Annotated in this window: 13 protein-coding genes; 10 read left to right on the forward strand and 3 right to left on the reverse strand. The window is 64.4% G+C overall.

Annotated features, from left to right (window positions below):
• Positions 1 to 15: 15 nt before the first annotated feature.
• The 3 genes from kdgD to ACPEE1_RS03470 form a co-directional block, all read right to left on the reverse strand.
• Positions 16 to 924, reverse strand: a complete 909-nt coding sequence (gene kdgD, locus ACPEE1_RS03460) for a 5-dehydro-4-deoxyglucarate dehydratase (RefSeq protein WP_116926387.1) — start codon at positions 922 to 924, stop codon at positions 16 to 18.
• Positions 925 to 985: 61 nt separating this feature from the next.
• Complete coding sequence (locus ACPEE1_RS03465) at positions 986 to 1,963, reverse strand: Bug family tripartite tricarboxylate transporter substrate binding protein (protein WP_260718312.1); 978 nt, start codon at positions 1,961 to 1,963, stop codon at positions 986 to 988.
• Positions 1,964 to 2,208: 245 nt separating this feature from the next.
• On the reverse strand, positions 2,209 to 2,991 hold the full coding sequence (locus ACPEE1_RS03470) for a FadR/GntR family transcriptional regulator (protein WP_116926230.1): 783 nt from the start codon (positions 2,989 to 2,991) through the stop codon (positions 2,209 to 2,211).
• Positions 2,992 to 3,475: 484 nt separating this feature from the next.
• Here ACPEE1_RS03470 and ACPEE1_RS03475 point away from each other — a divergent pair, with 484 nt between their 5' ends.
• The 10 genes from ACPEE1_RS03475 (at position 3,476) to garD (ending at position 14,413) form a co-directional block, all read left to right on the forward strand.
• Positions 3,476 to 4,369 (forward strand): amino acid ABC transporter substrate-binding protein, encoded by an 894-nt coding sequence (locus ACPEE1_RS03475; protein ID WP_116926231.1) that lies wholly within the window; start codon positions 3,476 to 3,478, stop codon positions 4,367 to 4,369.
• Between the two features lie 72 nt (positions 4,370 to 4,441).
• The gene (locus tag ACPEE1_RS03480; protein ID WP_423935197.1) at positions 4,442 to 5,605 is read left to right on the forward strand and encodes a pyridoxal phosphate-dependent aminotransferase; all 1,164 of its coding nucleotides are present in this window, start codon (positions 4,442 to 4,444) and stop codon (positions 5,603 to 5,605) included.
• Between the two features lie 51 nt (positions 5,606 to 5,656).
• Positions 5,657 to 6,490, forward strand: coding sequence for an NAD-dependent epimerase/dehydratase family protein (locus ACPEE1_RS03485; RefSeq protein ID WP_182343837.1), 834 nt, complete (start codon positions 5,657 to 5,659; stop codon positions 6,488 to 6,490).
• The gene (locus ACPEE1_RS03490) at positions 6,487 to 7,395 is read left to right on the forward strand and encodes an SMP-30/gluconolactonase/LRE family protein (RefSeq protein WP_182343835.1); all 909 of its coding nucleotides are present in this window, start codon (positions 6,487 to 6,489) and stop codon (positions 7,393 to 7,395) included. Before ACPEE1_RS03485 ends, ACPEE1_RS03490 begins: the two co-directional genes overlap by 4 nt.
• A gap of 81 nt (positions 7,396 to 7,476) precedes the next feature.
• Positions 7,477 to 8,442: a TRAP transporter substrate-binding protein gene (locus ACPEE1_RS03495; protein ID WP_423935200.1), complete on the forward strand. Its 966-nt coding sequence runs from the start codon at positions 7,477 to 7,479 to the stop codon at positions 8,440 to 8,442.
• 101 nt (positions 8,443 to 8,543) lie between these two features.
• Positions 8,544 to 9,026: a TRAP transporter small permease gene (locus ACPEE1_RS03500; protein WP_182343833.1), complete on the forward strand. Its 483-nt coding sequence runs from the start codon at positions 8,544 to 8,546 to the stop codon at positions 9,024 to 9,026.
• A gap of 10 nt (positions 9,027 to 9,036) precedes the next feature.
• A complete protein-coding gene (locus ACPEE1_RS03505) occupies positions 9,037 to 10,332 on the forward strand; it encodes a TRAP transporter large permease (protein WP_116926236.1) in 1,296 nt (431 codons plus the stop codon).
• A gap of 54 nt (positions 10,333 to 10,386) precedes the next feature.
• Complete coding sequence (locus tag ACPEE1_RS03510; protein ID WP_423935202.1) at positions 10,387 to 11,682, forward strand: glucarate dehydratase family protein; 1,296 nt, start codon at positions 10,387 to 10,389, stop codon at positions 11,680 to 11,682.
• Positions 11,683 to 11,738: 56 nt separating this feature from the next.
• A complete protein-coding gene (locus tag ACPEE1_RS03515; protein ID WP_116926238.1) occupies positions 11,739 to 12,740 on the forward strand; it encodes a Bug family tripartite tricarboxylate transporter substrate binding protein in 1,002 nt (333 codons plus the stop codon).
• Positions 12,741 to 12,841: 101 nt separating this feature from the next.
• On the forward strand, positions 12,842 to 14,413 hold the full coding sequence (gene garD / locus ACPEE1_RS03520) for a galactarate dehydratase (RefSeq protein ID WP_260718305.1): 1,572 nt from the start codon (positions 12,842 to 12,844) through the stop codon (positions 14,411 to 14,413).
• The last annotated feature ends 3 nt before the right edge of the window (positions 14,414 to 14,416 follow it).

A 14,416-nucleotide genomic window follows, 5' to 3' on the forward strand; every position in this document is an offset into this window, starting at 1 on the left:
GGAGGTCAACGGAGATCAGGCTTCGACCTTCTTGATCAGTGCTGCCAGCATATCGACTTCCTCGGGCTTGAGGTCAGCCAAAGGCGCGCGCACCGGACCGGCATCGTGGCCCACCAGCTTGGCACCGGCCTTGATGATGGACACGGCGTAGCCAGCGCTGCGGTTGCGGATCTTCAGGTAGGGCATGAAGAAGTCCTTGAGCAGCTGGTGCTGGGTGGCGTGGTCATCGGTGCGCACGGCTTCGTAGAAGCGGATGGCGGTCTTGGGGATGAAGTTGAACACGGCAGAAGAGTACACGGGCGTGCCCAGTGCCTTGTAGGCGGCGGCATAGACTTCGGCGGTTGGCAGGCCACCCAGGTAGGCCAGGCGGTCGCCCATCGTCAGGTACATGGCCGACATGGCTTCGATGTCGCCCACGCCGTCCTTGAAGCCGACCAGGTTGGGGTTGCGCTCGCAGAGCTTGGCCACGGTCTCGGGGGTGAAACGGCTCACGCCACGGTTGTAGATGATGACGCCGAACTTCACGCTCTTGCAGACGGCTTCGACGTGCGCGGCCAGGCCTTCCTGGCTGGCTTCGGTCATGTAGTGGGGCATCAGCAGGATGCCGTGGGCGCCAGCGGCTTCCGCAGCCTGTGCGCACTGGATCGCAAAGCGGGTCGGGCCGCCTGCACCGGCGATGATCGGCACCTTGCCCTTGCAGGTGTCCACGGCGGTCTTGATGATCGCAGGGTACTCTTCGGCGGTCAGCGAGAAGAACTCACCGGTGCCGCCAGCGGCGAACAGCGCGCTGGCGCCAAACGGGGCCAGCCATTCCAGGCGCTCGGCATAGCCCTTGGCATTGAAGTTGCCTTGTGCATCAAAGTCGGTAATGGGGAAGGACAGCAGTCCGGAACTCATCACGTTCTTCACATCCTGGGGGCTCATGGTGCTCATATCAAACTTTCAAAGAAAAGAGAGGGAATCGACAGTGCCAAATCCGGGCGGCTCAATCGAGCTGCAGATTGGCGGTTTGAACGACCGTGCGCCAGCGCTGGCGTTCGGCCTTGAAAAATTGGTCAGTCTCGGCCGGCGTCATCGTGACCACCTCGGCGCCCTGGCCGGTCAGGCGCGAGCGCACCTCGGGCGAGCGAATGGCGGTAAGCAGCGCCTGGTTCACCTTCTGGATCACCGCTTCTGGCGTTTTGGCCGGCAGTACCACGCCTTGCCAGGTGCCCGAGGCAAAGCCGGCTGCGCCTTGCTCGGCCAGGGTCGGCACATCGGCGATCAGCGGCATGCGGGTGTTCTTGGAGATACCCAGCAGCTTTAACTTGCCGCTTTGCACATGGGGGTAGGTGGCCAGCATGCCGTTCATCAGCACCTGGGTCTGGCCAGCCACCGTGTCCTGCACCGATTGCACGCCGCCCTTGTAGGGCACATAGACCCATTTGGCGCCCGTCAGCCGGGCCAGCTCGACACCGGCCAGATGCGGCGCGCTGCCGGTGGCCGTGACGGCAAAGTTCAGGTCCTGCTTCTTGGACAGGGCCACCAGCTCCTGCAGGTTGTTGGCTTGCACCGACGGGTGCACCACCAGCATGTGCGGCGAGTAGGCCAGCATGGCGGCGCCACGCAGGTCCTTGCTGGGGTCAAAGCTCAGCTTGGTGTAGATGGACGGGGAGATCGCGAGCGCTCCGAGGTCGCACAGCAGCCAGGTGTAGCCATCGGGCTGGGCGCGGGCGACAAACTCGGCGCCCAGGTTGCCGTTCGCTCCGGGCTTGTTGTCGATCACCACTGTCTGCTTGAGCTCTTGCGAGATCAGCTGGCCGATCGAGCGCGCAATGATGTCCGAGCTGCCGCCGGGCGGGTAGGGAACAATCAGCCGGATCGGCTTGCTGGGCCATGCATCGGCCGCCAACAGCGGAGTCGATAACAAGCTGCCGGCGGCCAGGGCCAGCGCTGAATAGATCAGGTGCGAACGGCGATGCATAGGTCTTTGTCTCCTTTTTAGATATAAGACATCATACAACTCAAAACGCAGATCGCCAAGCTTTGGTTGACTAGGGGAAACGCTTGTGTGGGTGGCCGGCGGGGCGGGTCATGCCGCCTGGCGCCGCCGTGGGCTGGCGCTGGGGCGGGCCCGGCGCTGCGCCAACGGATAATGGTGTGGCGGGCGCAGCGGTGGCGCGACCCGGGGCGTGAAGGCAGCAGCCCCGTGCCGGGCTGCTGCGCGGCTTAGCGCTCGCTGCCTGGTGCGCCGGTTGCTTGCTGTTCCTGGGCCAGGCGCTGGGCCAGGCGCAGGCGTTCGCGCGAGTTGGTCAGGTGGATGCGCATCGCAGCGCGGGCCGAGTCCGCATCCTGGCGCTCGATCGCGGAGAAGATCTCTTCATGCTCGCGGTTGACGCGCTTGAGGTAGTCCGGGTCGCGCGTGGGGATGTGGATCGAGGCAATCCGGTTGCGCGGAATCAGCATCGAGCCAAAGTGCTGCAGGATCTCCTGGAAATAGCGGTTGCCGGTGGCCTTGGCGATGCTCAGGTGAAAGTCCAGGTCATGGCTCACGGTCTCGCGGCCCAGTGCAAAGTTCTGCTCAAAGGCCTGCAGCGCAGTGCGCATCGCGCGCAGATGCGGCTCCTGGCGCCGGGTCGCAGCCAGTCCCGCCGCCTCGGTCTCCAGGCTGATGCGCAGCTCCAGCACCGCGAGCACATCGACCGATTCACTCAGTTCGTGGGCGCTGAGCACCATGCCCGGCGTGCTGCGCGCGGGCAGCACAAAGGTGCCGATGCCGTGCTTGGTCTCCACCAAACCCGAGGCCTGCAATTTGGACAACGCCTCGCGCACCACTGTGCGGCTGACGTCATAGCTGCGCACCAGTTCGGTTTCGGTGGGCAGCTTGTCGCCCTCTTGCAACAGCCCCTGGCGGATCTTGTTTTCAAATTCTTCCGACAACAGATTGGCCAGGCTGCGGCTGCCCTTGGCGGCACGGCTGCCGCGCAGACTGGCGGCGGAGTCTATGGCCATCGATGGGGTTGTAGCGAGTTCCAAGGGGCTTTTAAGCATGGCTGTGATCCGGCAGAACGTGGGCCTGGCCGTTGGCTTTTGCGGCACGGCTACCGCACAAAGTGGCAGCGCTGGCCGATGCCATTGACGGGGAAGCGGGTAATTCCGAGGGGCTTTTAAGCATGGCTGTGATCCGGCAGAACGTGGGCCTGGCCGTTGGCTTTTGCGGCGCGCCAACCGTACAAAGTGGCAGCGCTGGCCGATGCCATCGACGGGGATGCGGGTAATTCCGAGGGGCTTTTAAGCATAGCTGTGATCCGGCTGAAGGTGGGCCAAGCAGCTGCCTTGCGGGGTGTGGCAACCGTGCAAAGTGGCATCCTGGCCTGATGCCATTGACGAGGATGCGGGTAATTCCGAGGGGCTTTTGAGCATAGCTGTGATCATAATTCACACCTGTCGTCAGACAACACATGACTGATGCCTTGTTGTAACCTACTTTCCAATCATGCTCAAGCTTTTCTCCAAAACCACCGTATGTGCCGTCACTCTGCTGGCTGCTTCCCTGGCGCAAGCGCAGACCTCCACGCTGGAGAAGATCAAGCAGAACGGCGCAATCACCATCGGTGCGCGCGACATGTCCGTGCCCTTCAGCTACAAGGTCAACGGCAATGCGGACCCTATCGGCTTGATCAATGACATCTGCCTGAAGGTAGCAGAGGCGGCGCAAAAGGCGGCGGGCTTGCAGAAGATGGAAATCAAGTACCTGATCACCACGCCCACCAGCCGCATCCCGCTGGTGCAGAACGGCACCGTCGATCTGGACTGCACACCGGTGACCAACACCCTTGCGCGCCAGGAGCAAGTCTCCTTCTCGCCGAGCTACTTCTCGGCCAATGTGACCCTGGCCGTGCGCAAGGACTCGCCAGTCAAAGGTATTGCCGATCTGCAAAACCGCAATGTGGCCACCGTGACCGGCACCACCTCGATCCAGCTGCTGCGCGCCTACAAAAAGGCCCAGAACGTGAAGTTCAACGAGGTCTATGGCAAGGACCCGTCCGAAGCCTTTGTGATGTTCGAATCGGGCAAGGCCGACGCCTTTGTGCTCGATGACGTGCAACTGGCCAGCTTTATCGCCACCTCGCCCCAGCGCGACCAGTATGTGATCCTCAACGAGCCGCTGCGCACCGAGCCCTATGGCGTGATGCTGCGCAAGGATGACCCGACGTTCAAGAAGCTGGTCGATGACACCGTTTACGCGATGATCAAGTCCGGCGAGATGGAAGCGCTCTACCAGAAGTGGTTCATGACCACGATCCCTCCGCGCAACGTGAACATCAACTTCCCGCTCAGCGATTCGACCAAGGCGCTCTACGCCAACCCCAATGACAAGGGCATCTAAGAGAAACCGAGCGATTGCGAATTTATGTTGAAGCTAAGTCAAAAAGTCGAGAGCCTGCCTTCGTCGCCGAGCATGGCGATTTCCTCGCTGGCCAAGAAGATGAAGTCCGAAGGCATCGATGTCATCGACCTGAGCATTGGCGAGCCCGATTTCAATACGCCCGAGCACATCATTGATGCGGCGATGGCCGCGGCCAAGGCCGGTGCCACCAAGTACACGGTGCCGGCCGGCACCGAGAGCCTGCGCAAGGCGATTGCGCAGAAGTTCAAACAGGACAACGAACTCGACTACACGGTGGCCGAGATCACCACCGGTGTCGGCGCCAAGCAGCTGATCTTCAATGCCTTCATGGCGACCCTGGAGAGCGGTGATGAGGTCGTGGTGCCCACCCCTTGCTGGGTGTCCTATGGTGACATCGTGGCCTTGCATGGCGGCGTGCCGGTCTATGTGCCTTGCGCAGAAGCGGTGGGCTTCAAGCTCACGCCCGACGCGCTGCGCCAGAGCATCACGGCCAAGACCCGCTGGCTGATCATCAACAGTCCCGGCAACCCCACCGGCGCGGTCTACAGCCGCGCCGAGCTGCAGGCGCTGGGCGAGGTGCTCAAGGACTTCCCCGATGTGCTGGTCATGTCCGATGAAATCTACGAGCACATCATCCTGACCGGTGTGCCCTTTGTCTCGTTCGCCCAGGCCTGTCCTTATCTGAAGGACCGCATGCTGATCATCAACGGCGTCTCCAAGTCCTACGCGATGACCGGCTGGCGCATTGGCTATGCGGCAGGCCCCGAGAAGTTGATCGGCGGCATGAACAAGCTCGAATCGCAAAGCTGCACCAGTGCCACATCGGTGGCGCAGGCCGCTGCGCAAGCGGCTTTGCTGGGCGACCAGGACTGCGTGCGCCAGGCGCGCCAGACCTTTGTGGACCGGCTCGAGACCATTCGCCGCGAGCTGGCCATCGTGCCTGAGCTGACCCTGTCGTCGGTGCCCGATGGCGCCTTCTACCTGTTCCTCGGTTGCCAAAGCCTGATCGGCCGCCGCACGGCCGAAGGCCAGGTGCTGGACAGCGATGCTGCCGTCTCGAGCTTTCTGCTCAAGGCGGCCAATGTGGCCACCGTGCCGGGCGCGGCCTTTGGCATGTCGCCTTATGTCCGTCTGTCGTTCGCCACCGACCCTGCGCTGGTGGTGAAGGCCCTGAAGAACATGCGTTCTGCCATCGACGGCCTGGCTCAAGGCTGACCACCCCAGGCGCTTTTCATAAGCGCCTTTTTTTATGGAAAGGAGCAGGCCATGCAGGCACAAACAACCCCGCTGCAACGCTTGCTGTTGACTGGTGCTGCCGGCGGCCTGGGCCAGGTGCTGCGCCAGCGCCTGCGCGGCCTGGCCCCTGTGCTGCGCGTGTCCGACATCGCCGGCATGGGCGCGCCGCGGGATGCGCAAGAAGAAGTCGTCCCCTGCGACCTGGCCGACAAGCAGGCCGTCGACGCGATGGTGGCCGGCTGCGACGCCATCGTGCACCTGGGCGGTGTGTCGGTGGAGCGGCCTTTTGAAGAGGTGCTGGAGGCCAATATCAAAGGCATCTTCCACCTCTACGAGGCCGCGCGCCGCCACGGCGTGAAGCGCATTGTGTTTGCCAGCTCCAACCATGTGATCGGCTTTTACCAGCAAAGCGAGAAGATCGACGCCCATGCGCGCCGCCGCCCCGATGGCTACTACGGCCTGTCCAAATCCTTTGGCGAGGACATGGCGAGTTTCTACTTTGACCGCTACGGCATCGAGACGGTGAGCATACGCATTGGTTCGTCCTTTCCCGCGCCCAAGGACCGGCGCATGATGCACAGCTGGCTGAGCTATGACGACCTGGTGCAGCTGGTCGAGAAAAGCCTGTTCACCCCTAACGTCGGCCATACCGTCGTCTACGGCGCATCGGCCAACCGCGACCTGTGGTGGGACAACCATGCCGCTGCCCACCTGGGCTTTGTGCCCAAGGACAGCTCCGAGCCCTGGCGCGCCCAGGTGGAGGCACAACCCGCCCCTGCGGCCAACGACCCGGTCGCCGTCTACCAGGGCGGCGCCTTCACCGCCCAAGGCCCCTTTGGCGATGCGCCGGAGCCGTCTGCATGACAGCCGCCGAGCTGGTGCTCGACGCCCGCAATGCCACCGGCGAAAGCCCTGTGTGGCGTGCGCAGGAGGCTGCGCTGTACTGGGCCGACATACCGCGCGGCCTGCTGCAGCGCTGGCAGCCGGGGCAGGGCGCCGCCACGCAGTGGCAGCTGCCGCAGATGCTGGCCTGCATCGCCGCCTGGCAGGGCGAGCCGCGCAGCTGGATTGCCGGCTTGGAAGACGGCATTTACCAGGTGACGCTGGGCGATGGTGAGGCTCACACCCAACAACTGGCTGCCGTCGTCCACGCCATGCCAGGCATGCGCTTTAACGATGGGCGCTGCGACCGCCAGGGCCGCTTTGTGGCGGGCAGCATGCTGATGGACATGGCCGCCGCGCAGCCGGTGGGCAAGCTCTACCGCTTTGGCGCCGAGGACATGGCTGCAGGCCGCGCGCAGGATCTGCAGCTGGGCCCGCTGGTCACGCCCAACGGCCTGGCCTTCAGCCCCGATGGGCGAACCATGTACCTGTCGGATTCGCACCCCAGCAGCCAGCAGATCTGGGCCTTTGACTACGACGCGGACACCGGCACACCCCACAACCGCCGCCAGTTTGTCGATATGACGAGCCTGCCGGGCCGGCCCGATGGCGCGGCCATCGATGCCGAAGGCTGCTACTGGATCTGCGGCAACGACGCGGGCCTGGTGCACCGCTTCCGGCCCGATGGCCGGCTGGACCGCTCGTTGGCGCTGCCGGTCAAGAAGCCGGCGATGTGCGCCTTTGGCGGCCCGGGCCTGGATGTGCTCTATGTCACATCGATACGGCCGGACGGTATCGATCTGTCGGACCAACCGCTGGCCGGTGGCGTGTTTGCGCTGCGCCCGGGCGTTTCAGGAATGGAGGAGACGGAATTTCGGCCCCTGTAAACAGGCGAGGTGTGTGTGACCCAGAGACCCGGAAACCATTCGGGCATGTTCCCCCAACCATAGAGATAACGAGGTAGACAAATGCGACTTTCCACTCTCAGTGCAGCGCTGGCTGCCGGTCTGCTGGCGCTCAGCGCTCAGGCCACCGAATTTCGTTCATCAGATATCCACCCGGACGACTACCCGACCGTGCAGGCGGTGAAGTTCATGGGCGAGCGCCTCAAGGCGCTGTCCGGCGGCAAGCACAGCATCCGCGTCTACCCCAACGGGGCACTGGGGGGCGAGAAGGAAACCATCGAGCAGGCCAAGATCGGCGCGCTGGCGATGGTGCGGGTCAACGTAGGCGCGATGAACAATGTCTGCAACGAGACCGTGGTGCCCACGATGCCCTTCTTGTTCCGCTCAGTGGAGCACATGCACAAGGTGCTCGATGGCCCCGTGGGCGAAGAGATCCTCAAAGCCTGCGAAAAACAGGGCTTCATCGGCCTGGGCTTTTACGACAGTGGTGCGCGCTCCATGTTCACCGCCAAGCGGCCGGTCAAGAGCCTGGCCGACATGAAGGGCATGAAGGTGCGCGTGCAGCAGTCCGACCTGTGGGTGAGCATGCTCGAAGCGATGGGCGCCAATGCGACGCCAATGCCGATGGGCGAGGTCTACACCGGGCTGAAGACCGGCCTCATCGATGCGGCCGAAAACAACTACCCCACGTTTGAGAGCTCGCGCTCGTTCGAAGTCGCCAAGTACTTCAGCAAGACCGAGCACTCGATGGCGCCGGAGATTTTGCTGTTCTCCAAACGCACCTTTGACAAGCTCTCGCCCGAGGAGCAGCGCTGGGTACGCCAGGCCGCCAAGGAGTCGGTGCCCTATATGCGCAAGCAGTGGGCCGAGCGTGAGGCCAAGTCGCTCGAGGTCGTGAAGGTGGGCGGCGCCGAGATCATCGAGGTGGACAAGGCCCCGTTCCAGGCGGCGATGCGGCCGGTGTATGACAAGTTCATCACCGATGCCAAGTTGAAAGACCTGGTCAAGCGCGCGCAGGAAACACCTTGATCCGCCGCTGATCCCACGCCAATGCCAGTGCCCGCCGGGTGCTGGCTCCTTGCAACTCTTTGCCCGGAGGCTGTACGCCCCGGGCCTGCACGGGCACCACGATGTTTACCAAGATTTGCAGCGCCTTGTCGCGCTTGTGCATGTGGCTGGGAATTGCCGGCCTGATGCTGCTGATTGCTGCCGTGAGCTGGCAGGTGTTTGGCCGCTATGTGCTCAACAACACGCCCACCTGGGCCGAGAGCCTGTCGCTGTTGCTGGTGCTCTATGTGACCATGTTCGGCGTCGCCGTGGGCGTGCGCGACAGCGGCCATATCGGGCTGGAGTCGCTCCTGGTGCTGGCGCCGGACTGGCTGCGCACCAAGATGGAGTTTCTGATCCATGCGCTGATCCTGGTGTTTGGCGCGGCCATGGCCTATGGCTGCGCGTCGCTGGCCGAATCGGTCTGGGACTACCGCCTGCCGACCCTGGGCGTGTCCGAAGGCTGGAAATACGTGCCCGCCATCGTTGCCGGCAGCCTGATTGTGCTGTTTTCCATCGAACACCTGATCGCACTCGCGCAAGGCCGCGAAGTGCAGCCCAACTAGGAGCGCGGCGATGACCACAGCCTTGCTGATTCTGAGCCTGAGCTTTGCCGTCCTGCTGCTGCTGGGCGTGCCGGTGGCCTTCTCCATTGGTCTGTCTGCGCTGGCCACGCTGGCCTATGAGGGGCTGCCGCTGGAGGTGGGCTTTCAGCAGATGACTGCCGGCATGGGGGTGTTCTCCTTCCTGGCGATTCCGTTCTTCATCTTTGCCGGCGAGCTGATGCTGCACGGCGGCATTGCCGACCGCATCGTCAACTTTGCGCGGGCGCTCATCGGCCATGTGCGCGGCGGCCTGGGCATGTCCAACGTAGTGGCCTGCACCTTGTTTGGTGGCGTCTCGGGCTCGCCGGTGGCTGATGTCTCGGCCATGGGTGCGGTGATGATCCCGATGATGAAGAAAGAGGGCTACCACGCCGATTACGCGGTCAACGTGACCACGCATGCTGCCCTGGTGGGCGCACTGATGCCCACCAGCCACAACATCATCATCTATGCGCTGGCGGCCAGCGGCAAGGTCTCGATTGCGGCGCTGATTCTGGCGGCCATCATCCCGGCGCTGATCCTGACCCTGAGCAACCTGGGCGCGGCCTACTGGGTGGCACGCCGCCGTGGTTACCCGGCCGGCACCTTCCCCGGCTGGCAGGTCGTGGGCCGCAGCTTGGCCGCGGCGCTGCCGGGTCTGTTTGTCGTGGTGCTGATTCTGGGCGGGATTCTGTCGGGCGTGTTCACCGCGACCGAGTCGGCCGTGGTCGCCGTGCTCTATGCGCTGGCGCTGACGGTGTTTGTCTACCGGTCACTCAGCTGGTCGCACTTTGTCAAGGCCGCCTCCAAGGCCGTGCGCAACACCGGCATCATCTTGCTGCTGATCGGCATCTCCAGCACCTTTGGCTACCTCATCAGCCTCTACGGCGTGGCCGAGCTCACCGGCCAGATGCTGGCCCAGGTCACCACCACGCCCTGGATGGTGTTTCTGTTGATCAACATCATCCTGTTTCTGCTCGGCACCTTCCTCGACATGGCCGCCACCATCTTGCTGTGCACGCCCATCTTCTTGCCGATTGCCCAGCACTACGGCATGAGCTCGGTGCAGTTCGGCATTGTGCTGCTGATCAACTGCGCGCTGGGGCTGAACACCCCGCCGGTAGGCACGACCCAGTTTGTCGGCTGCGCCATTGGTGGTGTGTCGGTGGGTACCGTCATGCGCACCATCTGGCCGTTCTATGGCGCGCTCATCTTTGCGCTGGGCCTGGTGACCTTTGTGCCGGCCTTCACCACCTGGCTGCCGCAGATCTTCATGACCGTGCGCTAAGCATTCACCGCCTCCCAACCCTTCACTCCTTCTGCTTTCTTCTGCGTTTTCACGATGAGTACCTCACACGCCATTCGCCATATCCGCATCACGCCGATTGCCTTCCGCGATCCGCCGCTGCTCAACGCTGCCGGCATCCACGAGCCCTGGGCGCTGCGCTCCATCATCGAGATCGAGACGGCCTCGGGCCTGGTGGGCATCAATGAGAGCTATGGCGACCAGCCGATGCTCGATGCACTGGCCAAGGCGGCACCGGCACTGGTGGGGCTGTCGCCCTGGGCGCTCAACGAGATGGAGCAGCGGGTGGCCGCGCTGGTGGCGCCGCCCGTGCAAACGGCCTCGGAGTTTCTGGGCCAGCAGGTGTCGCTCGCGCCGGGCACCCATGTGTCCAAAACAGTGGCCAAGGTGGTCAGTGCGTTCGAGGTGGCCATGCTTGATCTGCAAGGCCAGATGGCGAATGCGCCCGTCGTGGATCTGCTGGGCGGCGCGGCGCGCCCCAGTGTGCCGTTCTCGGCCTACCTGTTCTACAAGTACGCCGAGCATGCCGGCCAGCCCTATGCCCCGGATGCCTGGGGCGAGGCGCTGACACCGCAGCAGCTGGTGGCACAGGCCCAGCGCATGATGGGCCAGTACGGCTTTCAGAGCATCAAGCTCAAGGCCGGGGCCTTGCCGCCCGATGAGGAGGCTGCCGGCATTCTGGCCCTGGCCGAGGCCTTTCCCGGCCTGCCTTTGCGCATCGATCCCAATGCCAACTGGACGGTGGAGACCAGCCTGCGCATTGTCGAGAAGCTGCGCGGCGTGCTGGAGTACTACGAAGACCCGGCCCCCGGGCTGGACGGCATGGCGGCCGTGGCCCGCGCCTGTGAGGTGCCGCTGGCCACCAATATGGTGGTGACCGATTTTGCCGAGTTCCGGCGCAATGCCGAGATGGGCTGCCCGGTGAAGATTGTGCTGAGCGACCACCACTACTGGGGCGGCCTGCGCGCCACGCAGCGCCTGTCCACCCTGTGCCGCACCTTTGACCTGGGCCTGTCGATGCACAGCAACTCGCACCTGGGCATCAGCCTGGTGGCGATGACGCATCTGTGTGCCAGCGTGCCGCTGCTCACCTATGCCTGTGACACGCACTACCCCTGGCAGGACGAGGAGGTCATCGAAGGCGGGCGCCTGCAGTTTGAAGCGGGCAGCCTGCGCGTGCCCACCGCGCCGGGTCTGGGCGTGCGCCTGGACCGCAATGCGCTGGCGCGCCTGCATGACAACTACCTGCACTGCGGCATCCGCAACCGCGATGACCTGGGCCAGATGCGCAAGTACGACCCGAGCTTCGACGGCAAGCAGCCGCGTTTCTGAGCCCCACCGAGTTCATTGAACCAGCCTTTTGACGATTACAAACCAAGGAGACATCCATGCAACGCAGAACCCTGATCCAAAGCTCCCTCGCGGCCAGCGCCTTGATGCTGGGCGCCGGCCTGGCCAGCACCTCCGCGCTGGCCCAAAGCAGCTGGCCCACGGGCAAATCCATCACCTACCTGGTGCCGTTTCCCCCCGGCGGCAATACCGACACCCTGGCACGCGTGATCGCCCAGCCGCTGGGCAAGGCGCTGGGCACGCCGATGATCATCGAGAACAAGGGCGGGGCCGGCGGCAGCGTGGGCTCGGCACTGGCCGCGCGCGCCGCGCCCGATGGCTACACCATCCTGGGCGGCACCATCAGCTCGCATGCGATCAATATCAGCCTGTATTCCAAGCTCGACTACGACCCGGTCAAATCCTTCACGCCGGTCGCGATGCTGGGCTCGGGCCCGCTGGTGCTGGTGGTGCCCGCCTCCAGCCCCTACAAGACCCTGGCCGATGTGATGGCTGGCAGCAAGGCCAAGGCCTCCAGCGGCGGGCTGACCTCGGCTTCGCCCGGTAGCGGCACCTCCAACCACATGGCGCTGGAGCTGCTGGCCTACCAGACGGGCGTCAAGTTCACCCATGTGCCCTACAAGGGCAGCGGCCCGGCGGTGCAGGATGTCATCGGCGGCCAGGTGGACATGATGTTTGACACGGCCCTGGTCGTGGGCCCGCACATCCAGGCCGGCAAGCTGCGCCCGATCGCGGTGACCAGCTCCAAGCGTCTGGAATCGCTGCCCGATGTGCCGACCATTGCCGAGGCTGGTGAAAAGGGCTTTGACATGGGCTCCTGGCAGGCGGTGTTTGCACCCGCTGGCACACCCAAGCCCGTGGTGGACCGCCTGCATGCCGAGATCATGAAGATCGTCGCCACGCCGGAAGTGCAGACGCGTTTGAAGGCCTTTGGCATGCAGCCCTCGACGATGACGCCGGCCGAGCTGGCCGAGTTTCAGAAGGCCGAGGTGGCCAAATGGGCGCAGGTGATCCAGGCCGCCGGCATCAAGGCCGATTGAGCGTTTGCGTGCGGCCCTGTCGCGCAAAGCGACAGGTGCCAGGCGGGCCGGCAGCGCGCATGCGCTACGCTGCCGGAGCACCGCCGTAGAGAGTATTTGCCATGACACAAGCCAGAACGACCCCACTTTCGATTTCCATGCATGCGGCGGACAACGTCGCGATCATCGCCAATGACGGCGGGCTGCCGGCCGGCACGGTGCTGCCCTCGGGCCTGCGGCTGGTCGAGCAGGTGCCGCAGGCGCACAAGGTGGCCTTGGTGGACATTGCGCAGGGCGAGGCCGTGCGCCGCTACAACGTGGTCATCGGCTATGCGCGCCAGGCCATTGCCGCGGGCAGCTGGGTGCATGAGCGCCTGCTGCAGATGCCCGAGGCCCGCTCGCTCGAAGGCCTGCCCATTGCCACGGTGCCGGCCCCCGATCTGCCACCGCTGGAGGGCTATACCTTTGAGGGCTACCGCAATGCCGATGGCACGGTGGGCACCCGCAATATCCTGGCCATCACCACGACGGTGCAGTGCGTGGCGGGCGTGCTCGATTTTGCGGTGCGCCGCATCAAGGCCGAGCTGCTGCCGCGCTACCCGCAGGTCGACGATGTCGTCGGGCTCGAGCACAGCTATGGCTGCGGCGTGGCCATTGATGCGGTGGGTGCCGAGATCCCGCAGCGCACCTTGCGCAACATCAGCCACAACCCGAACTTTGGCGGCGAGGTGATGGTCGTGAGCCTGGGCTGCGAAAAGCTGCAGCCCGAGCGCCTGCTGCCGCCGGGCTCCTTCCCGATCGCCGATGCGCGCGCGCCCGCGTTGGATGTGGTCTGCCTGCAGGACGAGGCGCATGTGGGCTTCATGTCGATGGTGCAGTCCATCATGACCCGCGCCGAGGCGCACCTGGCACGGCTGAACCAGCGCCGGCGCGAGACGGTGCCGGCCAGTGCCTTGGTCGTGGGCGTGCAGTGCGGCGGCAGCGATGCCTTTAGCGGCGTCACCGCCAACCCGGCCGTCGGCTTTTGCACCGATCTGCTGGTGCGCGCAGGGGCGACCGTGATGTTCAGCGAAGTGACCGAGGTGCGCGATGGCATTGACCAGCTCACCTCACGCGCCTCAACCCCAGAGGTGGCGCAGGCGATGATCGACGAGATGGCCTGGTACGACGCCTACCTGGACAAGGGCAAGGTGGACCGCAGCGCCAACACCACGCCGGGCAACAAGAAGGGCGGCCTGTCCAACATCGTGGAAAAGGCGATGGGCTCGATCATCAAGAGCGGCACAGCGCCCATCACCGGCGTGCTCTCGCCCGGCCAGAGACTCGCAGATCGCGGCATCGAGCGCGGCCTGGTCTATGCGGCGACGCCCGCGAGCGACTTCATCTGCGGCACCTTGCAGCTGGCCGCCGGCATGAACCTGCATGTGTTCACCACCGGGCGCGGCACACCCTATGGCCTGGCGCAGGTGCCGGTGATCAAGGTGGCCACGCGCAGCGATCTGGCGCGCCGCTGGCATGACCTGATGGATGTGAACGCCGGGCGCATTGCCGATGGCGAGGCGAGCATCGAGGAGATGGGCTGGGAGATGTTCCGCCTGATGCTGGAGGTGGCCAGCGGCCGCAAGAAGACCTGGGCCGAGGAGTGGCAGCTGCACAATGCGCTGGTGCTGTTCAACCCCGCCCCGGTGACCTGAGCA

The sequence above is a fragment of the Comamonas sp. 23 genome, assembly GCF_049601575.1.
GTDB classification, from domain to species: Bacteria; Pseudomonadota; Gammaproteobacteria; order Burkholderiales; family Burkholderiaceae_C; genus Comamonas; species Comamonas squillarum.

What these genes read in the sequence shown, in the direction of transcription:
- kdgD (WP_116926387.1), bottom strand. Translation starts at nt 924, where the DNA reads ATGAGCCCCCAGGATGTGAAGAACGTGATGAGTTCCGGACTGCTGTCC.
- ACPEE1_RS03465 (WP_260718312.1), bottom strand. Translation starts at nt 1,963, where the DNA reads ATGCATCGCCGTTCGCACCTGATCTATTCAGCGCTGGCCCTGGCCGCC.
- ACPEE1_RS03470 (WP_116926230.1), bottom strand. Translation starts at nt 2,991, where the DNA reads ATGGCCATAGACTCCGCCGCCAGTCTGCGCGGCAGCCGTGCCGCCAAG.
- ACPEE1_RS03475 (WP_116926231.1), top strand. Translation starts at nt 3,476, where the DNA reads ATGCTCAAGCTTTTCTCCAAAACCACCGTATGTGCCGTCACTCTGCTG.
- ACPEE1_RS03480 (WP_423935197.1), top strand. Translation starts at nt 4,442, where the DNA reads ATGGCGATTTCCTCGCTGGCCAAGAAGATGAAGTCCGAAGGCATCGAT.
- ACPEE1_RS03485 (WP_182343837.1), top strand. Translation starts at nt 5,657, where the DNA reads ATGCAGGCACAAACAACCCCGCTGCAACGCTTGCTGTTGACTGGTGCT.
- ACPEE1_RS03490 (WP_182343835.1), top strand. Translation starts at nt 6,487, where the DNA reads ATGACAGCCGCCGAGCTGGTGCTCGACGCCCGCAATGCCACCGGCGAA.
- ACPEE1_RS03495 (WP_423935200.1), top strand. Translation starts at nt 7,477, where the DNA reads ATGCGACTTTCCACTCTCAGTGCAGCGCTGGCTGCCGGTCTGCTGGCG.
- ACPEE1_RS03500 (WP_182343833.1), top strand. Translation starts at nt 8,544, where the DNA reads ATGTTTACCAAGATTTGCAGCGCCTTGTCGCGCTTGTGCATGTGGCTG.
- ACPEE1_RS03505 (WP_116926236.1), top strand. Translation starts at nt 9,037, where the DNA reads ATGACCACAGCCTTGCTGATTCTGAGCCTGAGCTTTGCCGTCCTGCTG.
- ACPEE1_RS03510 (WP_423935202.1), top strand. Translation starts at nt 10,387, where the DNA reads ATGAGTACCTCACACGCCATTCGCCATATCCGCATCACGCCGATTGCC.
- ACPEE1_RS03515 (WP_116926238.1), top strand. Translation starts at nt 11,739, where the DNA reads ATGCAACGCAGAACCCTGATCCAAAGCTCCCTCGCGGCCAGCGCCTTG.
- garD (WP_260718305.1), top strand. Translation starts at nt 12,842, where the DNA reads ATGACACAAGCCAGAACGACCCCACTTTCGATTTCCATGCATGCGGCG.